19 protein-coding genes are annotated in these 24,561 nt (G+C 65.5%); 7 read left to right on the forward strand and 12 right to left on the reverse strand.

Annotated features, from left to right (window positions below; all coding sequences use genetic code 11):
* Positions 1-154: 154 nt before the first annotated feature.
* Positions 155-1,726, reverse strand: coding sequence for an adenylate/guanylate cyclase domain-containing protein (locus AB0J47_RS25705; RefSeq protein WP_364350894.1), 1,572 nt, complete (start codon positions 1,724-1,726; stop codon positions 155-157).
* 761 nt (positions 1,727-2,487) lie between these two features.
* Positions 2,488-4,251 (reverse strand): DUF4407 domain-containing protein, encoded by a 1,764-nt coding sequence (locus AB0J47_RS25710; RefSeq protein ID WP_364350897.1) that lies wholly within the window; start codon positions 4,249-4,251, stop codon positions 2,488-2,490.
* Positions 4,252-4,499: 248 nt separating this feature from the next.
* Here AB0J47_RS25710 and aroQ point away from each other — a divergent pair, with 248 nt between their 5' ends.
* From aroQ to AB0J47_RS25730, 4 genes are all read left to right on the forward strand, one after another.
* Positions 4,500-5,090 carry a gamma subclass chorismate mutase AroQ gene (aroQ, locus tag AB0J47_RS25715; RefSeq protein WP_364350900.1) on the forward strand — a complete coding sequence of 197 codons (591 nt, stop codon included), beginning with the start codon at positions 4,500-4,502 and terminating at the stop codon, positions 5,088-5,090.
* A gap of 764 nt (positions 5,091-5,854) precedes the next feature.
* A complete protein-coding gene (gltB, locus tag AB0J47_RS25720; RefSeq protein WP_364350903.1) occupies positions 5,855-10,507 on the forward strand; it encodes a glutamate synthase large subunit in 4,653 nt (1,550 codons plus the stop codon).
* A gap of 53 nt (positions 10,508-10,560) precedes the next feature.
* A complete protein-coding gene (locus AB0J47_RS25725; protein WP_364350906.1) occupies positions 10,561-12,030 on the forward strand; it encodes a glutamate synthase subunit beta in 1,470 nt (489 codons plus the stop codon).
* A 381-nt stretch (positions 12,031-12,411) separates the two neighbouring features.
* Positions 12,412-13,311, forward strand: coding sequence for a cutinase family protein (locus AB0J47_RS25730; protein ID WP_364350909.1), 900 nt, complete (start codon positions 12,412-12,414; stop codon positions 13,309-13,311).
* Between the two features lie 90 nt (positions 13,312-13,401).
* On the opposite strand, the gene AB0J47_RS25735 is transcribed toward AB0J47_RS25730, so the two are convergent.
* Both AB0J47_RS25735 and AB0J47_RS25740 read right to left on the reverse strand, forming a co-directional pair.
* Positions 13,402-13,734 (reverse strand): hypothetical protein, encoded by a 333-nt coding sequence (locus tag AB0J47_RS25735; protein ID WP_364350912.1) that lies wholly within the window; start codon positions 13,732-13,734, stop codon positions 13,402-13,404.
* A 159-nt stretch (positions 13,735-13,893) separates the two neighbouring features.
* On the reverse strand, positions 13,894-14,511 hold the full coding sequence (locus AB0J47_RS25740; RefSeq protein WP_364350915.1) for a histidine phosphatase family protein: 618 nt from the start codon (positions 14,509-14,511) through the stop codon (positions 13,894-13,896).
* A gap of 78 nt (positions 14,512-14,589) precedes the next feature.
* On the opposite strand from AB0J47_RS25740, the gene AB0J47_RS25745 reads away from it, so the two are divergent.
* A complete protein-coding gene (locus tag AB0J47_RS25745) occupies positions 14,590-15,168 on the forward strand; it encodes a Uma2 family endonuclease (RefSeq protein WP_364350918.1) in 579 nt (192 codons plus the stop codon).
* Between the two features lie 15 nt (positions 15,169-15,183).
* Here the strand turns inward: AB0J47_RS25745 and AB0J47_RS25750 are convergent, their stop codons facing one another.
* The gene (locus AB0J47_RS25750; protein WP_364350922.1) at positions 15,184-15,891 is read right to left on the reverse strand and encodes a helix-turn-helix domain-containing protein; all 708 of its coding nucleotides are present in this window, start codon (positions 15,889-15,891) and stop codon (positions 15,184-15,186) included.
* 108 nt (positions 15,892-15,999) lie between these two features.
* On the opposite strand from AB0J47_RS25750, the gene AB0J47_RS25755 reads away from it, so the two are divergent.
* Positions 16,000-17,511, forward strand: a complete 1,512-nt coding sequence (locus tag AB0J47_RS25755; protein WP_364350925.1) for an MFS transporter — start codon at positions 16,000-16,002, stop codon at positions 17,509-17,511.
* A 58-nt stretch (positions 17,512-17,569) separates the two neighbouring features.
* On the opposite strand, the gene AB0J47_RS25760 is transcribed toward AB0J47_RS25755, so the two are convergent.
* The gene (locus AB0J47_RS25760; protein WP_364350928.1) at positions 17,570-17,797 is read right to left on the reverse strand and encodes a hypothetical protein; all 228 of its coding nucleotides are present in this window, start codon (positions 17,795-17,797) and stop codon (positions 17,570-17,572) included.
* Positions 17,798-17,925: 128 nt separating this feature from the next.
* Positions 17,926-21,222, reverse strand: a complete 3,297-nt coding sequence (gene lysX / locus AB0J47_RS25765; protein ID WP_364351133.1) for a bifunctional lysylphosphatidylglycerol synthetase/lysine--tRNA ligase LysX — start codon at positions 21,220-21,222, stop codon at positions 17,926-17,928.
* Positions 21,223-21,394: 172 nt separating this feature from the next.
* On the opposite strand from lysX, the gene AB0J47_RS25770 reads away from it, so the two are divergent.
* Positions 21,395-21,616 (forward strand): RNA-binding S4 domain-containing protein, encoded by a 222-nt coding sequence (locus tag AB0J47_RS25770; protein ID WP_364350931.1) that lies wholly within the window; start codon positions 21,395-21,397, stop codon positions 21,614-21,616.
* 10 nt (positions 21,617-21,626) lie between these two features.
* On the opposite strand, the gene rraA is transcribed toward AB0J47_RS25770, so the two are convergent.
* The 5 genes from rraA to AB0J47_RS25795 all read right to left on the reverse strand — a co-directional run bounded on the left by rraA (position 21,627) and on the right by AB0J47_RS25795 (position 24,540).
* Positions 21,627-22,088: a ribonuclease E activity regulator RraA gene (gene rraA, locus AB0J47_RS25775; protein WP_364351136.1), complete on the reverse strand. Its 462-nt coding sequence runs from the start codon at positions 22,086-22,088 to the stop codon at positions 21,627-21,629.
* A 152-nt stretch (positions 22,089-22,240) separates the two neighbouring features.
* On the reverse strand, positions 22,241-22,606 hold the full coding sequence (locus tag AB0J47_RS25780; protein ID WP_364350934.1) for a DUF5313 family protein: 366 nt from the start codon (positions 22,604-22,606) through the stop codon (positions 22,241-22,243).
* 63 nt (positions 22,607-22,669) lie between these two features.
* Positions 22,670-23,050, reverse strand: coding sequence for a DUF5313 family protein (locus AB0J47_RS25785; protein WP_364350937.1), 381 nt, complete (start codon positions 23,048-23,050; stop codon positions 22,670-22,672).
* A 44-nt stretch (positions 23,051-23,094) separates the two neighbouring features.
* On the reverse strand, positions 23,095-23,553 hold the full coding sequence (locus AB0J47_RS25790) for an SRPBCC family protein (RefSeq protein ID WP_357476007.1): 459 nt from the start codon (positions 23,551-23,553) through the stop codon (positions 23,095-23,097).
* 57 nt (positions 23,554-23,610) lie between these two features.
* Positions 23,611-24,540, reverse strand: coding sequence for a CopD family protein (locus AB0J47_RS25795; RefSeq protein ID WP_364351139.1), 930 nt, complete (start codon positions 24,538-24,540; stop codon positions 23,611-23,613).
* Between the last annotated feature and the right edge of the window lie 21 nt (positions 24,541-24,561).

Below are 24,561 nucleotides of genomic sequence, written 5' to 3' on the forward strand. Positions count from 1 at the left end.
TGCGCTCGTATCGTATTGTCTCGAAATTACGATGCTGACCTGCGACTTCACTAGATCACCGGGATATCTGTCCGGTTCGGAACAGTTGTCCGGTTCCGTGTTGAAGCCCGGTAGCGGGTAATCGGTGCGGATACGGGTGTGCTGTGCCGACCGGCTAATCCAGTCGCGGCCGTCCCAATCCGGTCGGTGTGACACGGCCGCGGAGGGTGACGGATTCGCCGAGCTGCCAATGCATCGCCTCGGACGAATCGGCGGCGGCGATGGTGGATGCCGAGGTGAGCAGGCGACCGGGATCGGTTTTGGCGAGTTCGCAGAGGCGGGCGGCCTCGTTGACCGCATCACCGATGACGGTGAATTCGTAGCGTTGGTGCGCGCCGACATTGCCCGCGACGACGCGGCCCGCGGCAACGCCGATGGCGGCGGTGAAATCGGACGCCTTTGCGGTCAAGCGGTTTCGGATGGCGCGGGCACAGGCCAGGGCTGCGCCCGCCGCGTCGTCGAGCGGTGCCGGCGTACCGAAGACGGCGAGCGCGGCGTCGCCCTCGAATTTGTTGAGCAGGCCGCCGCACCCTTCGACCTCGTCGACCACGATCTCGAAGAAGCTGTTCAGAATGGCGACGATTTCGGTGGCGGGATGGGTGGCGGTCATGGTCGTCGAGCCGATGATGTCGATGAACAGCACCGCCGCCTCGCACTCCACACCGCCGAGATTCGGCTCGCGCTCGAGCGCCGCCTCGGCGACCTCGTGGCCGACATGTCGACCGAACAGGTCCCTGATCTGTTCGCGCTCACGCAGTCCCGCGACCATGCGATTGAATCCGCTTTGCAGCTCACCCAATTCGGTGCCGTCGTACACCGTGACAGCGACATCGAGATCGCCGTCCTCTACTTGACGCAGTGCGCGCCGCACACCACGAATGGGTGCGACCGTCGCCGAAAGCGTCTGCGCCATCAGCAATAGACCGAAGCACAACCCGGCCCCGCCGAGCGCGAGCATGCACACCGCCAGTCGCGCCGTGCTGATGTTGTCCATGGCCAGCGCCATGAGGGCGAGCACCATGGAGCCCGCGACCGGTACCGCGGAACCGAGCGTCCAGGCCAGAATCGAGCGGCCGAAGACGCCGATCCCGCGCCGCTGTCGGGAGACCGCGGCTTCGAGGACTCGCGCGGTCGCGGGTCGCAGTGCGAACTCGATGATCAGATAACTATTGGCGGACACCACGATTGCGCTGATCCCGATGCCGAAGACGATCTTCGGAATCAGCGCCGGATCCGACAATCCGTACAGCGTGGTCAGCAGCGTCATCCCGCCCAGCCACAGCACCGCCTGGCACCCTACGAGCAGCATCGGCACTCGCGTCGCGGCGACCTGCTCCGCCTCGTTCGGCACCTGATCCGGGTCGATGGCCCAGCGCAACGCCCGCAGCCCGCGCGTCGTGCCCCACCACATCCCGATCAGCAGCGCCAGCACCCCATACAGCGGCGTCGCAACAAAATTGAGCAGCACCAACCGCCTGGTGAACACCGTCGGCCCGGGCAATACGAAGCCGATCAATGCGATCGAGACAGTGATACCGGTGACATTCGCAATCAACAACGGCACCGTCAACAACAACTGAACCCGAACCCGCCGCTTCCCAGCCGACTCCGCCGCCGACCCGAGCAGCCGCGACCCCCAAGGGGCAGCCCCAGCATCCGGCACGGTCGGCAAGTCACTGTCGGGCATGCGTTGCAGACTATGCGCCCCACCTGCAGCCAGCGCTGCCCGCATCGCCGCCGACCGATGTCCGGCACCCCTCCCGCATGCGTCGAGCAATGCCGCGGTGCATCAGGTGTGGCCGCGTGGCGCATCGCGTCGTGCGGCGGCGCTCAGTTGGTGGGCGGCAGTTCCTCGGGTCGCTGAGTGAGTTTCGCCAGCAGCGGGGCATCGCGTCGTGCGCGGTCGAGCAATGCTGTGATGCATCAGGTGTGGCCGCGTGGCGCGTCGCGTCGTGCGGCCGGCGGTCAGTTGGCGGCAGTTCCTCGGTCGCTGAGTGAGTTTCGCCAGCAGCGGGGCATCGCATCGTGCGCGGTCGAACGATGCTGCGATGCATCAGATGTGGCCCAGGCGGCTGATCCAAGGAAGTCGGGTCTCGGATGGTGCGATCTGTCAGGCGGCATCGGCGGCTGGATCGTGCCGGTCAGTCGGCGGGCTGCAGTCTTCGGGCCGCGGAGTGAATCGCCTAGGAGGGCACCACCCCGCGGACGCCGAATAATGCCGCGATGCACCAGGGGTGGCCATCGTGTCGCCCGCATCGTGCGGCCGCCGGTCAGTTGACGGGACAGTTCCCTCCGCCTTCGGAGTGACTTCGGCCAGCAGGGGGGCTCCACGTCCCGCGCGCCGAGCTATTCGGGTGCACCAGTCACGGCGGCTGATCCGGGGGCGTCGCGCCGTGGCTGGTGCAATCCGTAGGCCGCACGAATCGGCCCGCCGGATGGTGCGATCGGCTAGTTGGCGGGTGGTAGTTCGCGTGGGCCGCGGTGGTTGGGGAGTTCGTTGCGGTGGTGGGCCGAGAGCTCGTCGCGCTGCACGGCTTGGGGCAGGCCATAGCCTTGGGGTGCGGTGGCCGGGGGGAGGGCCGAGTAGCGGGGGTCCTGGGTGTAGTCCGCGTCGACGACGGTGGCCGCGACGCGCTGGGCGTGCCAGGAGTCGGGGGTGCCGGGCAATTGGTAGCCGGGGTGCGGGGGCTGGGTCATGGCCTGGGCGTGTGAGTCCTGGGAGTCCACGGTCACTTTGCGGGTGCGGCGCAGGGTGAAGGTGATTTCCTCGACCTCTTCGAAGGCCTGGCGGGCGGTGCGCAGGGGGTGGGTCGCGGTGTCGATCGCATTGGCGACGAAGGCGGGTACCAGCGGGCGGATGAAGCGGGCCGCGGTATCGGAGAACGGCACGGTGCCGATCAGCGGAAGTTCCAGGCCGCCGCCCTTGGGTGCGGCCGAGGCGGTATGCGGCACCACCGCGCCTGCACCGCCGGTCGGTGCGAGCGCACCCGCACTCACGGTGGCCGGAAGATTGGGGGTCACCTCATGAGACACGGTGCTGTCCTCTCGATCTCCAGCCGTACCGGCTGGAAGTTCACCTCGCCCCGGTTCGGTCACGCCGATTTCCAACCCGCCGATGGCGGCGATGATCCGGGTGCGCTGACGCTCCCGATCGATGGCGGTATCGGCCTCGACGGCCAGTCGGGCGGCGGTCAATAGTTGTTCGGCGCGCAGATTTTCGGCCTCGGTCCGCACCTCGGCGCGTTTCACCGCGATGGCGGCATCGGCGCTGCGTTCGGCGCGATCTTGCACGGTGTGGAAGGCCAGTCTCCGATCGAGTGAGGTCTCACCGCGCCACCACCGCAGGGTCAGCGGCAGCAGCGCGAGCAGTACGAAGGTGCCGATGGTCAGCACCCGGAGCAGAAATGCGCCCGCGCTGCCGGTGGTGTAGTCGTTCATGGCCAGCCAGCGCGCCCCGAGGCCGCGATCGGCTGCGGTGAACGCGGCGGAACCGGCTGTGTCGAGGGCCTTCTGGTCATCGGTGACTCGTTGATCCAGTCCGGCCACCCGGTCCTGCGCCGCGACCAACTGCTTGCGCGCGTCATCGAGCATCGCATTGGCGGTCTGCGATTCGGGGCCGCGACCGGGCACTCCGGTGATCCTGGTCTGCGGGCACTCCGGCGTCGGGTTGTATTCGCAGCGCGCGATCACCAGCGCGTGGTCGATATCGGCCTGCGCCTTGGTAATCGACTGATCCAGTGCGGCGCGATCGGCCTTCGCACGCTCGAGCTCGGTTCGCACGGTGCTCACGGCGGGTGCGGAATCGACCGCACGCTGCGCTTTTTCATCGAGCAGCCGATCTATGGTGCCGCCGAAGAGCACCGTCGAAGCGAGCTCCGCGACCAGTACCCCGGCGAGCATCGCGACCGCGATCCGTCCGACGAGACCGCGACGATCCGGCCCACCGGCGGGGCGTGCGGTCGCCAAGGCGCGGGCCACCGCGCCGGCCAGCAGCGCGATGACCAACGCGACGAACGCGACCGCGAACAGCGGCATGGCATCGGCCGTGGCAAGGGCGACCGTGCCGACGATCCCGGCCACCGCCGCGAACAGCAGTACAACGGTGCCGGTCACGGCATAATCCGCCCGCTCATGCGGGTAATAGAGTTCGGTCCCACCCTGCTCGCGCCCGAGACCCCCGCCGAGCCAGGTGAACAAGCCGGTAATTGTCATGGGATCCCACATCCTCTACATCCCAAGTCAAAGTGGCTGCCCGCTAGCGACTGCTTGCAGGTCGCTCGAAAGAACTCGCCGAAACTGTCACAGATTCGTTGTCACAGCGTGACAGGCGCGACCGCGACACACCGAGCACGGAGCCGGGGATGTGGTCAGGCTCACAGCGTTCGCCAACGCCGCCGGACTTGTGCCCCCGCTCACCCTTAATCTGGCATGAATGACCGGACCTGAACGAGGTGTTGCGAATGCTTTTCCGAGGCTCGGCAAGGGTTTTGGTGTGTGTGGCGGCGACCCTGTTGCTGGCCGCCCCCGATAGCCGTGCGCAAACACTCGACAACGATCCGGCCTTGGACCGCATCGTCGCGTTGGTGACCGAACGCCTGGATACCGCCGACGCCGTCGCCGCGGCCAAATGGGCGACCGCCACGCAGAACGGGGGCGAACCATCCATCGACGATCCGGTCCGCGAAGCGCAGGTCTACGACGCGATGGCGCGCCTCGGCGCCGATCGGGGTCTCCCGGAAAGCTGGATCCACCAGGTGTTCTACGGCCAGATCGAGGCCAACAAAATCGTGCAGCGCGGCCTGGTCACCCGCTGGCGCTTCGATCCGGCCGCGGTCCCGAGCGCGCCGCCCGATCTGGCGTCCGTGCGCCCGGTGATCGACCGGGTGAATGTGGAAATCGTCGACCAACTCGCTCTGCGGCGTGCCGAGCTCACCGGACCGACCTGTACCGAGCGCCTGGTACCGCCCGTTTTCGGAGTGCTCGCCGCCGACCGCGATGCGCTGCATCAGGCGGCGCTGGTCCGCGCCGCCGCCGCGCTATGCGGTTCCTAGATGTATGTGCCGCGAGCCATGTTTTCAGGCACCGCGTGTCGCCCGGTGTAAATGTGTCGTAAACCACTCGAATCAGATTGCTGGAGATGTGCTGAATCCCACATCGAGCAAAAGAGTCCGGACGGTCGGATCGGGTTGTGTGCTTGTCACACCCCTGTCAGAAATCTCTCATCCAGCCCGCTGACCGGTTAGCCACAGCGAATCGGGTTTGCCTCGACTGAAGCAGGGGAAATCCACTTCGATGCAGGTGAGCGCCGGTTCTCTGGGTGCGAGGTGCGCCGTTGTGCGGGTCCTGGGCGCCCGTTCTCGCTGGTTGGCACCCGGTGCCAAGGGGATCGATCGCACTGCGTTCGCTGCTTTACACTGGACGACGCGCACACGTGGAGGACCGATTGAAGAAGCCCAGCTAGACCCGGTTATTAGCACGACCTAAGTTGGTTGGGCCCCGGACCTGACTTATCGTTTGCTCTTACGCCGAACACAACAATGTTCGGCAATAGCGCCCGCTCGGGCTCGGAAATCCGGTGCCCAAGCGTAGCGGGCGCGCACCCGTGCGGAGGTAAGGAACACGTAAGCGTTCCGTTACCGACGAGCACCCCTACGTCATCGCAGCGGGTGGACAACTGGAGACGTGACTGCACGAAGAAGACCATCAGCGCGGCTGGTTTCGCAACGTACAGGCGCAGTCTTGACGGAGGCAATCGACGAAAGGCCCCTTTCCCATAGGCCGATTCATCGAGGCCGACTTTCTTGAAGGCAGAGGCATGACGCAACTTCCTGGCCACAGGTCCCCCGGACCCATCGGGCTCTATGACCCGGCGAACGAGCACGACGCCTGCGGTGTCGCATTCGTCGTCGACATGCACGGCCGCCGCAGCCGCGACATCGTCGACAAGGCTATTACGGCTCTGTTGAACCTGGAGCACCGCGGTGCCGCAGGTGCCGAACCCAATAGTGGTGACGGCGCCGGCATCCTGATCCAGATTCCGGACCGGTTCTTCCGTGCCGTGGTCGATTTCGAGTTGCCGCCGGAGGGTTCCTACGCCACCGGTATCGCCTTCCTGCCGCAGGCCCGCCGCGAGGCGACCAAGGCCGCCTACGGCCTGGAGCGGATCGTCGAATCCGAGGGCCTGGCCGTGCTCGGCTGGCGCGAAGTGCCCACCGATGAGTCCACCCTGGGTGCGCTGGCCCGCGACGCCATGCCGACATTCCGGCAGGTCTTCATCGGCTCGCCGAAGGGTTCGGCCGAACCGCTCTCGGGCATGGATCTGGAACGTCGGGCCTACGTCGTGCGCAAGCGCGTCGAGCACGAACTGGGCAAAGCCGGCGCGGGTGAGGGCGCGGTCGGCAAGGAATCGGTGTACTTCCCGAGCCTGTCCGGTCAGACCTTCGTCTACAAGGGCATGTTCACCACGCCGCAGCTGCGCGCGTTCTACCTGGACCTGCAGGACGGCCGGATGGAGTCCGCGCTCGGCATCGTGCACTCCCGGTTCTCCACCAACACCTTCCCGTCGTGGCCGCTGGCGCATCCGTTCCGCCGGGTCGCGCACAACGGTGAGATCAACACCGTCACCGGTAACGAGAACTGGATGCGCGCCCGCGAGGCGCTACTGCGTTCGGATGTTTTCGGCATCGACGAGGCGGGCAACAACCGCCTGCAGAAGATCTTCCCCGTCTGTACCCCGGGGGCGAGCGATACCGCGCGCTTCGACGAGGTGCTGGAACTGCTGCATCTCGGCGGCCGCAGCTTGCCCCACGCGGTGCTGATGATGATTCCCGAGGCCTGGGAACGCAACGAGAACATGGACCCGCAGCGGCGGGCGTTCTACCGCTACCACTCGATGCTGATGGAGCCGTGGGACGGCCCGGCATCGGTGTGCTTCTCCGACGGCACCGTGGTCGGCGCCGTCCTCGACCGCAACGGCCTGCGCCCCAGCCGCATCTGGGTCACCGATGACGGTCTGGTCGTCATGGCCTCCGAGGTCGGGGTGCTCGACATCGATCCGGCCAAGGTGGTCAAGAAGGTCCGGCTGCAGCCGGGCCGCATGTTCCTGGTCGACACCTCGCAGGGCCGCATCGTCGGCGACGATGAGCTCAAGAGCCAGCTCGCCGGCGAGCACCCCTACCAGGACTGGCTCGACGCCGGTGTCACCAAGCTTGCCGATCTGCCCGATCGTCCGCATGAGCACATGTCCCACGACCGCGTACTGATCCGGCAGCAGATCTTCGGATACACCAATGAAGAGCTGAACCTGCTGATCTCGCCGATGGCCAAGACCGGCGGTGAGGCGCTCGGCTCGATGGGCACCGACACCCCGATCGCGGTGCTGTCCTCGCGCCCTCGACTGCTTTTCGACTACTTCTCCCAGCTCTTCGCGCAGGTGACCAACCCGCCGCTGGACGCGATCCGCGAAGAAGTGGTGACCAGCCTGCGGCGGGCTCTGGGTCCGGAGGCCGATCTGCTGCATCCGGGACCGGAGTCCTGCCACCAGATCACCATCCCGCAGCCGATCCTGGACAACGACGAGCTGGCCAAGCTCATCCACATCAACGACGACGGCTCGCATCCGGAGCTGCGCTCGGTGGTTGTGCACGGTCTGTATCCGGTGAAGAAGGGTGGCAAGGGCCTGCGCAAGGCGCTCGAGGCCATCAACACCCAGGTCTCGGCCGCCATCGAGGGCGGCGCGCGGATCATCGTGCTGTCCGACCGCGAGTCCAATGAGAAGCTGGCGCCGATTCCGTCGCTGCTGCTGACCGCGTCGGTGCACCACCACCTGGTGCGCGAGCGCACCCGCACCATGGTCGGCCTGGTCGTCGAGGCCGGTGACGCCCGCGAGGTGCACCACATGGCCATGCTGGTCGGCTTCGGCGCGGCCGCGATCAACCCGTACATGGCCTTCGAGACCATCGAGGACCTGCTCGAGCGTGGCGGGCTCCAGATGCCCGGCAGCACCGGCGATCTGCCCGCCGACTACCGCAAGGCGGTCGCGAACTACAACAAGGCCGCGAGCAAGGGTGTGCTGAAGGTGATGTCCAAGATGGGCATCTCCACCATCGCCTCCTACACCGGAGCGCAGCTGTTCCAGGTCATCGGCCTGTCGCAGGAGTTGGTGGACGAGTACTTCACCGGTCTGCGTTCCCACCTGGACGGCATCGGTCTGGACGAGATCGCCGCCGATGTGGCGGCCCGACACACCGTGGCGTTCCTGGAGAACCGTAACGAGCGCGCGCACCGCGAACTCGAGGTGGGCGGTGAATACCAGTGGCGGCGCGAGGGTGAATACCACCTGTTCAACCCGGACACCGTCTTCAAGCTGCAGCACGCCACCCGCAGCGGTCAGTACTCGATCTTCAAGGAGTACACCAAGCTGGTCGACGATCAGTCCGAGCGGCTGGCCTCGCTGCGCGGTCTGTTCAAGTTCAAGACCGGTGAGCGCAAGCCGATTTCGATCGACGAGGTCGAACCGGCCAGCGCCATCGTCAAGCGTTTCTCCACCGGCGCGATGAGCTACGGCTCCATCTCCTCCGAGGCGCACGAGACTCTCGCGATCGCGATGAACCGCCTCGGCGGTCGCTCGAATTCCGGTGAGGGCGGCGAACATCCGGCCCGCTTCGAGGTCGAGGAGAACGGTGACTGGCGGCGTTCGGCGATCAAGCAGGTCGCCTCGGGTCGCTTCGGTGTCACCGCGCACTACCTGACCAACTGCACCGATATCCAGATCAAGATGGCCCAGGGCGCCAAGCCCGGTGAGGGCGGTCAGCTGCCCGCGCACAAGGTGTACCCGTGGGTGGCCGAGGTGCGGCACTCGACGCCGGGCGTCGGCCTGATCTCGCCGCCGCCGCATCACGACATCTACTCGATCGAGGATCTGGCGCAGCTGATCCACGACCTGAAGAACGCGAACCCGCAGGCGCGGATTCACGTGAAACTTGTTGCGGAGCCCGGTGTCGGCACGGTTGCCGCCGGTGTGTCGAAGGCGCATGCGGACGTGGTGCTGATCTCCGGCCATGACGGCGGTACCGGCGCCTCGCCGCTGACCTCGCTCAAGCATGCGGGTGGTCCCTGGGAGCTCGGTCTTGCCGAAACCCAGCAGACGTTGCTGCTCAACGGACTTCGCGATCGCATCGTCGTGCAGGTCGACGGCCAGATGAAGACCGGCCGCGACGTGGTGATCGCCGCACTGCTCGGCGCCGAGGAATTCGGTTTCGCCACCGCGCCTCTAGTCGTTTCGGGCTGCATCATGATGCGGGTCTGTCACCTCGACACCTGCCCCGTCGGTGTCGCGACGCAGAATCCGGTGCTGCGCGAACGCTTCACCGGCAAGCCGGAATTCGTCGAGAACTTCATGCTGTTCATCGCCGAAGAGGTCCGGGAACTGTTGGCGGAGTTGGGCTTCCGCACCCTGGATGAGGCCATCGGCCGGGTCGATATGCTCGACACCGCCCAGGCCAAGGCGCATTGGAAGGCCAGCAAGCTGGATCTGTCGCCGATCCTCGACGATGTCGAGACGGCATTCATGCGCCAGGACCGGTACCGCACCAAGACCCAGGACCACGGTCTGGACCGAGCGTTGGACGTGCAGTTGATCGCGCAGAGCGCCGATGCGCTCGAGCGCGGTCAGGCGGTGAAGTTCGAGACCAAGATCACGAACGTGAACCGCACCGTCGGCACCATGCTCGGCCACGAGGTGACCAAGCTCTACGGTGGCGCGGGCCTGCCCGACGACACCATCGACATCACCTTCACCGGTTCGGCGGGCAACAGCTTCGGCGCGTTCGTGCCCGCGGGCATCACGCTGCGGGTGCAGGGTGACGCGAACGACTATGTGGGCAAGGGTCTTTCCGGTGGCCACATCATCGTGCGGCCGTCGCTGAACGCGCCGGCCGAATTCGTCGCCGAGCAGAACATCATCGCGGGCAACGTGATCCTGTTCGGCGCCACCAGCGGCCAGGCCTTCATCAACGGTGTGGTCGGCGAGCGGTTCGCCGTGCGCAACTCCGGCGCCACCGCGGTGGTCGAGGGCGTCGGTGACCACGGCTGTGAGTACATGACCGGCGGTCGGGTGGTCATCCTCGGTGAGACCGGCCGCAACTTCGGTGCCGGTATGTCCGGCGGTGTCGCCTTCGTCTACAACCCGAACGGCACCTTCGAGGCAAAGCTCAACCCGGAGCAGGCCGACGCGGTCGAGCAGCTCGCCGGTGACGACTTCACCTGGCTGCGCGACATCATCACCCAGCACCGCGATCAGACGGGTTCGGCTGTCGCCGAACGCATCCTGAGCGACTGGTCCCAGCAGGTGAACCACTTCGTGAAGGTTATGCCGCGCGAATACAAGAAGGTTTTGCTCGCGATTTCCGAAGCCGAGAAGAACGGCACGGATGTCGACGAGGCGATTATGGAGGCGGCACGTGGCTGACCAGAAAGTTCTAAAAATGTCGACGAGGCGCTGTGACTATTCGGGGGCGGCACGTGGCTGACCCGCAAGGATTTCTGAAGCACACCAAACGGGAACTGCCGACGCGTCGTCCGGTTCCGCTGCGCCTGATGGACTGGAAAGAGGTCTACGAGCAGGATTTCTCGCACCAGACCCTGCAGACCCAGGCCAGCCGTTGTATGGACTGCGGTATTCCGTTCTGTCACAACGGTTGTCCGCTGGGCAACCTCATCCCGGAGTGGAACGACCTGGTTCACAAGGGCCAGTGGCGTGAGGGCATCGACCGGCTGCACGCGACCAACAACTTCCCGGAGTTCACCGGTCGGCTTTGCCCGGCACCGTGCGAGGCGTCCTGTGTCCTCGGCATCAACCAGGATCCGGTGACGATCAAGCAGGTCGAGGTCGAGCTCATCGAGAACGCCTTCGACGAGGGCTGGGTGACCCCTGTCTACCCGACCCGCCTCACCGGCAAGAAGGTCGCCGTGGTCGGCTCCGGCCCGGCCGGGTTGGCCGCCGCGCAGCAGCTGACCAGGGCCGGTCACACCGTGACCGTCTTCGAGCGCGCCGACCGCATCGGTGGTCTGCTGCGCTACGGCATCCCGGAGTTCAAGATGGAGAAGCGCTTCATCGACCGCCGTCTCGCGCAGATGGAGGCCGAGGGCACCATCTTCAAGACCGGAGTGAACGTCGGTGTCGATATCACCGCCGCGCAGCTGCGCGAGCGGTTCGACGCGATCGTGCTGGCCGGTGGCGCCACCCTGGCGCGTGACCTGCCGATCCCGGGCCGGGATCTGGACGGCATCCACCAGGCGATGGAATTCCTGCCGTGGTCCAACCGGGTACAGCTCGGCGACGATGTCACCGACGAGAACGGCCTGCCGCCGATCCATGCGAAGGACAAGAAGGTCGTCATCATCGGTGGCGGTGACACTGGCGCGGACTGCCTCGGCACCTCGCATCGCCAGGGCGCGGCCAGCATCCACCAGTTCGAGATCATGCCGCGGCCGCCGGAGGAGCGCGCCTCCTCAACCCCGTGGCCGACCTACCCGCTCATGTACCGGGTCTCCTCGGCGCATGAGGAGGGCGGCGAACGCGTGTTCTCGGTCAACACCGAGCGTTTCGTCGGCAAGGACGGCAAGGTCACCGCGCTCGAGGCGCACGAGGTCAAGATGGTCAACGGCCGCTTCGAGAAGGTCGAGGGCACCGACTTCACTCTCGAGGCCGATCTGGTGCTGCTCGCCATGGGCTTCACCGGACCCGAGAAGCCGGGCCTGCTCGAAGGTCTCGGTGTCGGCTACGACCAGCGCGGCAATGTCCAGCGCGATAAGAACTGGGCGACCAATATCCCGGGCGTCTTCGTCGCCGGTGATATGGGCCGCGGCCAGTCGCTGATCGTCTGGGCCATCGCCGAGGGCCGCGCCGCCGCGTCGGCGGTCGACAAGTTCCTCGAAGGCGAGACCGCGCTACCCGCGCCGATCCCGCCGACGGCGGTCGCGCAACGCTAGACCCTCTCTTACCGGAGCGGAAGGGCGCCTGTGGATTTCGGTCCGCAGGCGCCTTTTTTGTGCCGCGCATTCGCCCTTCGCACGTATTCGAACTTGGTGGAACCCACGGAAGGGCGCCGAGCGGAACCGTTTTCGTCGTAAGCGGTGACGGGAATCGGACACGCTCACGGGGTTCGAATGGCGCTGGTTGCGGTGTTGCCTTATTGTGATCAGCGGCGTGGTGCGTGATCTTGGGATGCGGTCGCTACGTGCATGTCATACCGGTGGGTTGCTCGCGTCGACCCAGATGCACTGGACCGACATCCGCCGAGGTCAGCACGGTTGGTAAACAACTGTCGGAAGCTTGCTCTCGCAAGGGGCGATGTTTTGAACTGGAGCAGTATGCGGTTGAAGAAGGTGACCGCCGCACTCGGTGCGTGCGCGGCTGTAGCATCCGGCGTAGTCCTTGGTAGCGGTTCGGTAACGGCCGATCCGGGCTGCCCGAGCCTCTATGTGGTTGCGATTCCGGGTACTTGGGAGACCGGAAAGGACAAGACGCCACAGCCCGGCATGCTGTCCGGTGTCACGAACAATCTGCCCCGGTCGGTCGACGTCGACTACGTGACCTATGCCGCGACCGCCTTCCCGTGGGAAGGCGATGTCTACGGCGCGTCGAAGAAGGAAGCGACCGATCGCGCCCGTGGCCTGGCCACCGAGATGGCACAGAGCTGTGGCGGCACCAAGATCGCGATCGTCGGCTACAGCCAGGGCGCGGATGCGGCGGGCGACCTCGCCGCCGAAATCGGCACCGGCTTGAGCTCGATTCCGGCGGACCGGATCGCGGGTGTCGGCCTGATCTCCGATCCGCGTCGCTCGCCCACCGACATCCAGGTCGGACCGGTCGCGCCGGGCGCGGGCGCCGGTGGCGCTCGGGTCGGCGGCTTCGGCTGGCTCAGCGATCGCACCCGCACCATCTGCGCGCTCGACGATCTCTACTGCGCCACCGCCCCCGACGATTTCGTGACCCGGTTCGCCGGCTTCCTCGCGCAGACCTCCGAGGCGAATCCGGCCAACCTCTGGCGCTACCAGCTCGAGGCGGGCACGATCATGAACGACCTGATGAACCTCGGCGGCATCCCGACGCTGCAGTCGCAGCTCACCGAATCCGCCAACCAGCAGCGGGCGAAGGATCTGGAGCGCTTCTACGACTCGCACGCGCATACGCTCTACGGCAGCTACCCGGTGGGTGGCGGGCAGAACGCTATCTCCTGGATGCACAACTGGATCGCGGGCATGGCCTGATCCCAGGGCGGTAGTTCCCAAGGCAAAAGCGAAGGCCACCCTTCCGGTCTGGAGGGGTGGCCTTCGCTTTGTCCAACGGTTCTGGGCAGACTAGCCAGCCGAACCGGTCGGCGGCAGGATCGGCGGCTGGCCGGGCTGCCAGGGACCGTTGTTTTGATCGCCGGGGCCATGGCGCCAATCGCCGGGGCCGCGATCGTCATGGTCGCCGCGCGGTCCGTCCCAGTCACCATGGTGGTGGCGGTCGATATCGGCGCCTTGCAACGGAATCTGATCCGATGCCGCCTGAACCGTCGGCACGGACGAATCGGCCGTGGCCGCGGATGCGGTGACCGCGAGCGCGCTGAGCGGAACCGCGGCCAGCGCGCCTGCGATCGCAATTCGAGCGAAGCTCCGCCTGAAGGAGGTCGATGTCTTGGAGAGCAAAACGGATTCCTTTCCTCGGACTGTGAGTCGCTGGTTGTTCCGAGCGACCTGTCAGTAGTCGCTGCGGCGGCTCACCGGACCAATACAAGGCTCCGTCACTGGGATTGGGGTGGGATCTGTCTGGCAGTCGGCTGTGAAGCCGAAGTCTGTGAATAGCCGTCAGGATTGCTGTGAGATGTTGCGTGGCAACAGATCCCAGACATGGCCGTTCTCGTTGATGGTGGCCGCGGTGCGGCGTCCGCTGCGGGAGAACAGGATTCGGGTGATCGAGCAGTAGTCGATCGGGAAGGTCAGCGGTCTGGCCAGGCCGAGCACATCCTGCAGGATCACATTGATCACCCCGCCGTGCGCGAAGACGAGCACCGTATCCGCGGGATCGGTGTGCGCGGCGATCGAGGTGATGGCCTCGCGCACCCGCGTGATGAAGGCGGGCCCGTCGATCTGCTCGGGCAGATGCCCGGACTTGATCCGCTCGTAGACGGCCGCGAATTCGACCTTGGCATCCTCGATCGGAATGTAGGCGGGCAGGTCGCGATCGTATTCGGCCAGATCGTCGACCACATCCACCGCTAGCCCCAGCTTCGCCGCCGTCGGCTCGGCCGTCTCCCGCGCCCGCCGCTGCGGGCTGCTCACGATCCGGCTGATCCGATGCTGACTCAATGCCGCTGGCACTCGTTCGGCCTGCTCTAGGCCGACCGGCGCCAACCCGGGATCGGCCGGTCCACCGGAGCCTTGCACCCGCAATGGCTGAGCATGACGAACGAATATCAACTGCACCTCGCCCACTCTGCCGTACGATCGGCGTTCATTCGTACTAGGGGGAGTAAGCGACGTATGGGTGCCATACTCGAAGTCATGACCGTCGAACCGTTTCCGCAGTGGCTGCGCCCGCCGCCGGGCGGTTTTGTCGCCGAGGACCTGGACCGCCTGCCCGACCTGCCTCCGCATACCGAGTTGATCGACGGGAGTCTTGTCTTCGTGAGCCCGCAGGCGAAGTTTCATGTGCTGGTCATCACCTTGCTCGATATCGCCTTGCATCGTCTGGTGCCCAGTCACTTGCGTATTCGGCGGGAAATGACGGTGACGTTGGGGCGTAACCAACGTCCGGAGCCAGACATCGTTGTGGTTCACGCAGACCGTGACGGAGGCTTAGAGCTCACGACATATCAGGCCGACGATGTTGTTCTCGCCGTGGAAGTTGTCTCGCCTGAATCACGCAGCCGCGATCGGGAACGCAAGCCGCAGTTGTACGCCCAGGCGGGCATTACACACTTCTGGCGCGTTGAGAATGTCGACGGGCGACCGGTCGTTTATGTGTACGAGCTCGACCCGGCCACTAAGGTGTACGCGCTCACCGGCATTCATCATGAGCAACTGAAGCTCAGTGTGCCGTTCGATATCGATATTGATCTGACCGACATCGAACGGCTGTAGCTTCGCCCAGCCTTTTCACCCGCGTGGAGTCGCGGTGCACTCCGGTGGGAGTTCGAAGAAGCTCACGAACTTCGCAACGGCCGCGCTGTCACCGCTGATCTCGGTCTCGCCCGATGCCAAGCTGTCTGCCAGCGGCCGGCCGTGGATGGCGACGGCGATGAAGGCCGCGACGGTGGTGTGGATGGTGGTGGCGCCGGTGCCGGAGGCGCCGCGGCTGATGGTGATGGTGCCGTCGGACACCACGGCGTGGAATTCGTCTGTGCCGGAATCGGATCCGGTGAAGTAGAGGTCGTAGTCGGCGTGCACACCCGCCGCCTGCTCGGGCTGGAAGAAGGTGCGCAGGGTCACCATCAGCGAATCGGTCGACATATCGGAGCAGCTGTAGCTGTTGGGGGTGCGAGCGCCCCAGCGGTTGAGTGCGACGATCACATCGTCGAGTTCGCGACCCCAGTCGGTGAGGTCGTAGACGGCGGCGGCGACCGGTGGCGGGAGCTTGCGTTTGTGTACGACGCCGATCTGGACGAGTTCCTCGAGGCGCTGGGAGAGCACATTGGGACTGATGCCGGGCAGTCCGGCGCGCAGATCGGTGAAGCGTTTGGGGCCCAGGAGTAGTTCGCGCACCACCAGCAGGGTCCAGCGCTCGCCGACGAGGTCGAGCGCGCGGGCGGCACCGCAGGCGTCGTGGTAGCTGCGCTTAGCGCGCTGCTCCGGGGCAATAGTCATGTGCTACAGCATATCAGTCGATTCTTCAACTGAATTAATTAGTTGTCTTTTAGGACTAACCATTGCTAGCGTGCCACAGTAACGATCTTCGGGTGGAAGGCGTCTGTGGTGACGGAAGCAAAAGAACGACATAGACAGGTGGGGGACGCCCCCGGTTCGGACGGCAAGCGCTGGCTCGCCCTCTATGTGTTGTGTGGCGGCATGCTCATGATCGTGCTCGATGCGACGATCGTGAATGTCGCGCTGGCGGATATCCAGACCGACCTCGGCTTCACCGCATCGGGTCTGGCCTGGGTGGTGAACGGATATCTGATCTCCTTCGGCGGCCTGCTCATGCTGGCCGGCCGACTCGGTGACCTCATCGGTCGCCGCACCATGTTCCTGTCGGGTCTGGTGGTCTTCACCCTGGCCTCGGCGCTGTGTGGCGCGGCCGTCAACGAGGTGACACTCATCGCGGCCCGCTTCCTGCAGGGCATCGGCGGCGCCATGACCTCGGCGGTCATCCTCGGCATGATCTTCGCGATGTTCCCGGATCCGCGCGAGCAGGCCAAGGCGATCGGTCGCTATGCCTTCGTCGCGTCGGCCGGTGGTGCGATCGGCCTGCTGCTCGGCGGTTTCCTGACCGCCCTGGACTGGCGGCTGATCTTCCTGGTCAACTTGCCGATCGGTATCACGGTCGGCCTCGGCGCGCTGAAGATCCTGGACAAGGACAAGGGTGCCGGATTGAAGGATGGCGCGGATGTGCCCGGCGCCGTACTGATCACGGCGGCGCTGATGCTCGGCGTCTACACGATCGTCAAGCCGGCGGCCGAATACGGCTGGACCGATCCGGTCACACTGGGTCTGGGAGCGGCCGCGCTGGTACTGCTCGCCGGATTCATCGCGCGGGAGGCGACGGCGGCCACCCCGCTGATGCCGCTGAAGATCTTCCGCTCGCGGAATCTGTCCGGTGCCAATGTGATCCAGGTGCTGACCGTGGCCGGCATGTTCGGCATGTTCTTCATGGGTTCGCTGTACCTGAAGCAGGTGCTCGGCTATTCGCCGATCCAACTCGGCACGGCCTTCTTCCCGGTCGCGGCGATCATGGGTCTGCTGTCGGTGCGCTATTCCGAACATCTGGTGATGCGCTTCGGCGCCCGCAGGGTGCTGATTCCCGGTCTGCTGTTGATTCTCGTCGCGCTGCTCTGGCTGACCCAGGCGCCGGTGGACGGCAACTACTGGCTCAACATCTTCGGGCCGATGGTGCTGTTCGGCACCGGTGCGGGTCTGGCCTTCCCGTCGCTGATGAATCTGGCGATGTCGGGGGTCGAGCCGCAGGAGGCCGGTCTGGCCTCGGGTCTGGCCAACACCACCATGCAGGTCGGTGGCGCGCTCGGTCTGGCGGTGCTCGCCACCCTGTCGGCTAGCAAGACCGAACATCTGCTGAAGGACGGTGTCGCGGCAAATGTGGCGCTCACCAATGGATTCCAGCTCGCGTTCTGGATCGGCGTCGCACTGGTGGTCGCCGCGCTGGTCACGGCGGTGGTGGTGCTGAAGTCGGTGCCGGCGCAGCCGCACGACCAACTCGATGACGAGCTGTTGCTCGAGGCCGAGGTGGCCTCCGAACGCACCGTCATCTAGTCCGGAAATACCGAAACGGCCCGGTTCGCGATCTGCGAGCCGGGCCGTTTTCGTGGGCTTACTGCTGCTTCTTGCGCTGAGTCAGCAGGTAGATGCCGCCGACGATCAGGGCGACGATGACCAGGCAGCAGATGCCGCCGATCAGCAGTCCGCTGCTGCTCTTCTTCTTTTTCTTGGCGGCGAACTCTACTGCTGATGCGACGGTGTCGGAGTTGGTCCAGGTGTCCGCGCTCGCCCACACCTGCGGGTCCAGCAGTGCGGTGTTGGTCAGCAGGTCAAGGTACATATGCATCCCCATGGTCGAAGGTACCGGCCTCCTCCCGGGGCCGAATTACCAAGGGTAGCGGGCAAATACGGCAAATGGAACTTTTCCGGACTGCAATCTTTCATATTGAGATACTCGATTCGAGTTCCTCAGCGCGGCTTGACCAATGGGAACGGCAGCGTCTCGCGAATGCTGCGTCCGGTGATCAACATGACGATGCGGTCCACGCCCATTCCCAATCCGCCGGTGGGCGGCATCGCATGCTCGAGCGCCTGCAGAAAGTCCTCGTCGAGCTCCATGGCTTCCGGATCGCCATTGGCCGCCAGCATCGACTGCTCGGTGAGCCTGCGGCGCTGTTCGATCGGATCGGTGAGTTCGCTGTAGGCCGTACCCAATTCGACGCCCCAGGCGACCAGATCCCAGCGCTCGGTCACGCCGGGAATGCTGCGGTGCGCGCGGGTCAGCGGAGAGACCGAGGTGGGGAAGTCGATGTAGAAAGTCGGCTTCTCGGTACGGGATTCGACCAGATGCTCATACATTTCCTGCACGACCTGCCCGGCATCCCAGCCGTGCTGATAGGGCACTTGCGCCTTATCGCAGAGTTCGCGCAGCTCCTCGAGCGTGGTCTGCGGGGTGATCTTGGAGTCGAGTGCCTCCGATACCGCGCCGTGCACGGTCTTCACCGTCCACTCCCCGGAGATGTCCACCTCTTCGAACGAGCCGTCCGGCCTGGGGCGCAGCGCCACCATCGAACCATTGGCCGCCTGCGCCGCGTTCTGGATGAGTAGGCGCGCCAGCTGCATCATCCGCTCGTAATCGGCATGTGCCTCATAGGCTTCCAGGCTGGTGAACTCCGGGTTATGGCTGAAGTCCACACCCTCGTTGCGGAAGTTGCGCCCGATTTCGAAGACCTTCTCCATACCGCCGACGCACAGCCGTTTGAGATACAGCTCGGGCGCGATCCGCAGATACAGGTCCAGATCGTAGGCATTGATATGGGTGAGGAACGGTGTCGCATTGGCACCGCCGTGCACCTTTTGCAGGATCGGCGTCTCGACCTCGAGATATCCCCAGGCGTTCAACGAATCCCGCAGCGAGCGCACCACCGCGGTGCGCTTGCTCAGCATCTCGCGGACCTCCGGATTGATCGCCATATCGACGTAGCGCTGACGCACCCTGGCCTCGGGATCGGCCAGTCCCTTCCATTTGTCCGGCAGCGGATGCAGGCATTTGCCGATCATCCGCCAGTCCGCGGCCAGCAGCGAAAGTTCGCCGCGGCGGCTGTGCCCGATCTGGCCACTGACCTCGATGAGGTCACCGAGATCGAAGAATTCGCCGAATTCGGCGCTGCGTTCGGCACCGACCCGATCGCGGTCGATGACCAGCTGGATATCGTCGGTCCAGTCCCGGACCACCGCGAAGATCACCCCGCCGTAATCGCGAATGCGCAACAGTCGGCCACAGACCCGCACCGTGGTGCCGCGCGGTGAACGACGCGCCGCCGCGACGGCATGCGTCGGGGGATAGGCGACCGGATAGGCATCGACACCGGCGGCCGCTAGCCGGTCGAGCTTGTCCATGCGCACCCGCACCTGTTCCGGGCGGCGTGGAAGCAGTTCCACACCAACGTTATCCGGCAGATCCGGCGGACTGCCGTCGGCGTGCAGTCCGGTGATGCCCGCGGGTACCGCACTGTGCAGACCGGTGTGGGTAATGGTTTCGGGTTCCTTACCGAAGCGCGGTAGGAAGCCCTCGGCGAGCGCACTGGCCATGGCAACCCGTGGTAGTTGCCTGCGATCCTCGAACAGGAAGAACCGGGGCACCCAGTACGGCTGATACTTCACATTCGACCGGTACAGCGCCTCCAACTGCCACCAGCGCGAAAAGAACAGCAACACGCCGCGCCACAGCCGAAGCACCGGTCCGGCGCCGATGCGGCCGCCCTCCTCGAAGACCGAGCGGAAGACCGCGAAGTTCAGTGAAACCTTGGTGATGCCATGCTGTTCCGAGGTCAGCGCGAGCTGGGAGATCATCAGCTCCATGACACCGTTGGGGCCGTGTGGATCTCGGCGCATCAGCTCGAGTGACGCGCCGGTGCGTCCCCACGGCACCAGCGAGAGCATGCCGAGCACCCGCTCCTGGGAATTCACCGCTTCGACGAGCAGGCAGTCGCCGTCCAGCGGATCGCCGAGGCGTCCGAGCGCCATGGAGAAGCCGCGCTCGGTTTCGGTATCGCGCCAGGCATCCGCACGGGCGATCACCTGCCGGAATTCCGCGGCCGGAATATCGCGATGGCGGCGGATGCGCACGGTGATCCCGTGTTTGCGCAACCGGTTCGCGGCCTGACGGACCTGCTTCATCTCCGGGCCCGCGAGCGAGAAGGTCCTGGTGTCGAGAATGGCCTCGTCACCGAGGCGCAGCGCCGAAAGTCCGGCCCGTCGGTACGCCGTCGCACCGAGCTCGCTCGCGCCCATGACCGCTGGGGCCCAACCGAATTGGTCGGCCAGCCGCAGCCACGCATCGATCGCCTGCGGCCACGACTCGCGAATGCCGACCGGATCGCCACTGGCGAGGCACACGCCCAATTCGACGCGATAGGTGAGCGCCGCCTTGCCGCTCGACGCGAAGACCACCGCCTTATCGCGCCGGGTCGCGAAGTAGCCGAGCGAATCCTCGACATCGGAGCGTTCCAGCAGACCGCGGATCGCGGATTCGTCGGTGCCGGTCATCGCGTTGCCCGCACGTTGCGAGCGCAGCAGGATGACCACCGCGGCCAATAGGGCGATGGCGCCGAACAGGCCGAGCAGGAAGTTGACGAACGGGCGCGGATGGCCGTCGAAATGTTCGTTGTCCACCAGCACCGCGGCCGTCACCCGATAGATCGACCACAGCGGCCGCTGCACGCCTCGGGGCAGCGAACCGGGGAGCAACTCCACCAGACCCCAGCCGAGCAGACAGCCGACCGCGAGACCGCCTGCCAGTACGCCCAACGCCTTCCAGCCCGCCCCCGGGCGCACCTTTGTGTAGAACTCCCGCCAGGACGCGAGCAGCACGCCGATCGCGGCGATCTGTACCACCGCGGCCACCAGTGCGTGCATATTGGCCTCGTCGGCGAATTCGAGCACATTCGCGAGGGCGTAGAGCGCTATATAGCCGAGCAGCAACCACCAGGCGATGCGCTTGCGGCTGGCCGTCGCCCCCGCGAGCAACCCGACCACCAGCGCCCACACGAGGCTGGTATCCGGTGCGTCGAAGTAGTACAGGTCGATGTAGCGCCGCGGCACATGCGTCAGATATCGCAGTCCGGGCGAGAGGCTCCACAGGAAGCAGAGCACGGCGAAGACACCCAGGAGCAGACCCGCGATATGTGGGACCTCCCGCAGCCGTCCGTGTCCGCGATGCGGAACCGGTGGTGCCGATCTTTCCGGGGGTGCTTCGGTGTCGATGCGTTGCCCGGCGTGCGTGGTTGTCACAGCACCAGTGTGTACGGTGCCGCGGTAGTGGTGCTCGAAGACCACCCGGGCATGTCGGTTATCGGCGAGTCATTCATGAGTGTCGGGTCGTGTGGGCGGGGGGTTGGATTTCCGGTTCGACGGCAACGGAGTAAGGATGTATCCCATGTCCGATGCAGTCGATGTACCAATCGATGACGACGTCATTCGACTCGGTCAGTTCCTCAAGCTGGCCAATCTGATCGATTCCGGATCGGAGGCCAAGACCGTGATCGCCGCGGGTCTGGTACGGGTGAACGAGGAGGTGGAACTGCGTCGCGGACGGCAATTGCATATCGGCGACATTGTGGCCATCGCCGGTCATAAGGCCAGGGTGGCAGCGGTCTAGTCGCTCGGGCTCAAGCACGGACCACGATGCCGTCGTGGTCGCTGTAGAGCATATGGCCGGGCACGAACGTCACACCGCCGAATTCGACCGGGATATCGCGCTCGCCGGAGCCGGTCTGGGTGCTCTTGCGCGGATTGGTGCCGAGTGCCTTGATGCCGATATCGAGCGTGCGCAGGATGGCCGAGTCGCGCACCGCACCGTTGACGATGACGCCGGACCAGCCGTTGGCCACACCGCGTCCGGCGATGATGTCGCCGACCAGTGCGGTGTGCACGCTGGCGCCGCCGTCGACGACTAGCACGCCGCCGTTGCCCGGCTCGCTCAGCGTTTGCTTGACCAGCAGGTTGTCTTGGAAGCAGCGGATCGTGGTGATGCGCCCGGAGAACTCCGCGCGCCCACCGAACTGGATGAACTGCGTATCGCAGCTACGGATTTCGGGGCCGATCTCGTCGGCGAGGTCCGCGGTAGCAATGGTGTCCACTGTGACATTCTGCCGCGCCTTCGGCGCGGCGTGTTCGCGGCCCCCTGGTGTCTGCGAACGGTCGCTCGTAAGACTCGCTCCGTCGTGGTCGAGTGGGTGACGATGGTCGGCATTCACCGGCGCGCCCGCTGCAAACCCGGTCGCTAGCGATGCCCGTAATGCATCTGGTACTTGATTCGCTCGGTTTCGCGCATCTTGTTGTGGTTGATCCATTGCGGGTCGAGGCCGTGCTGCCTCATCCGGTAGCGGCGCCAGACATAGCTGCGCGCCACAGTGAACACGACCAGCGGCACGACCATCATGATGATCACGCCGATCTTCAATGCGATCGGCCCGGGGAACAGCAGCGGGACCAGCAAGAGCGGGATGAATGGAACGATGAACCGGACGAGATAGCGCACCTCGGCCCCGTGCCCGACGAGGTCGTGGATGACCCACTCGTGCAGCTCCTCGGGGAGCTCGCGGCCGAGATCGTAAGAGATCCGCTGGCCTATCGTGGGGCGTTTCATATGTTCAGGCTATGCCTGTGAGATGCGTCATCGCCAGGTTCGGCGAATATTCGGCAGCCGGAATCAAGCGCGACCGTGGCGGCGTTCGTAGGCCCGCCGCTCGGTCTCCGCGCGCTTGCTGGACGCGGCGTCGGCCAGCGCTGGATCGAGGCCGTGCTTGACCAGACGCGCCCTGCGATACACATACATCAGCGCCGCGGTGAAATAGATCAGCGGCAGATACAGCAGGGCCATCATCGCCAGGCCCATCCATTTCGGTCCGGGTACCAGCAGGAACAGGCTCAGTACCGGAATCATCGGGATGAGGAAGCGCATCAGATAGCGACGTGCCGCACCGGGGCCGGTCAGATCCTCGAGCACCCACGCCGACATCGACTCCGGCAGCGTGCGCCCGCAGATGTAGGCGATGCGCTGCGCGAATGTTGGTGTCGTTCGGTCGACCATAGTGCCAAGCATCCTCCGGGCGGACCGGCTCGGACAAGTTCTGGCTAGCCCTGCCTGCTGGCGTGGAATTCGGCGATCTGGGTGGTCAGGTTGTGTGTGGAGTGTTTGACGGCGAGCTTCACGAACGGCTCGATGGTCTTGCCGAGCACCTTGCCCGCGATCCCGCCCGGCACGCGATAGTCGACGATCGCGTCGACCGTGCAACTGTCGGTCCCCTTGGCGTGGAACAGGAAGGTGGATTCGATCTCGAAACCCTTGATCGACTTCACCGCGATCGCGTAGTTCTCCTCCCACCGCACGACCTGCAGGCGCGAATGCAGCGCGGCGGGACCGAGTTTGATGGTGCCGTCGAAGGTCGCTCCGACACCCTCGACCTGCTCGGTGATCGGTGTGAAGTCCTGTACCTCGGTGATGAAACGCGACAGATTCCGGTAGTCGTTGACATACGCGAAGGCTGTTTCGGCCGATGCCGCACAGTCTTCGATGATCTTCACCTCGGTCATGGCACAACTGTAACGGGTTGCTATCGGCCCGGCAGCAGGTGCTTGCATTTGCAAGCGTCAAGCGGTGACCGCCAGGGTAGCCGCCAGTCCGAAGGCCACGGACATCACCGCCACCTCGATGATCGCCCGACGCAGTGAGGATTCCGCAGGCATTCGATGTCCCGTCGCCTGCGGTACCCAGCTCCGTCGCCACCACCAGCCCAGCGCCAGTAATCCAACCAGCACAAGGGTTTTCGCCAGCAGAATGCGGCCGTAGCCGGTCGTCACGAACGGGGCGATCCCGCCGACCCGCACCAACCCGTTGACCAGGCCGGTGACCGTGACGATGCCGACCAGCGGCAGCGCCACCGCCGAATACCGGGGCAGCGTCACCGCCCACTCACCCCGGGCGCGCACTACCAGTGCCAGCGCGACCAACAGCCCGAACCAGGACGCCGCCGCCAGCGCGTGCACCGCCGCGAGCACCGAGCCGAACGGCTGCTGTGACATATGCCCGGTGATCGGCCGCAGCGCTAACGCCACTGCGGTGAAGACCAACACCAGATCCGCCGATGCGGTTTCCGGTCGTCGGAACGCGATCGCCGAATAGCAGGCGACCGCACCACTGCCGATCAGTACCGCGATGCCGACCTGACCGGCGCTGATCTCCACCAGGAAATTGCCGAACTGCCTAGCGCTGAGCGTGCCGACGGGCACTCCGACGACGGCCGCCGCCTCGAAGACGAGCACCATGAATTCGGTGACACACCAGATCCCGGCCAGTACCGCGAGCACCCGCCACGGTGGCCGCAGCCGATCGTGCAGCCGGGGCAGTGCGGCCAGCCCGAGCACGGTCGCCCCGGTGCAGTCCGCCAGCACCCGGACGATGCTCTCGGACTGTGCGGGGGCCGGGACGGCCAGGATCAGCGCGAGCGCCACCCCCAGCAGCCCGGCCGGGACGACCAGCAGCAGAGCTTGCGCGTTTCCGCCACCGGTCGTCGGCTGCACCTTGTTCACCCGCGTGCTCTT

Origin of the sequence: Nocardia sp. NPDC049737, assembly GCF_040674755.1 — a bacterium.
Taxonomy (GTDB): Bacteria; Actinomycetota; Actinomycetes; order Mycobacteriales; family Mycobacteriaceae; genus Nocardia.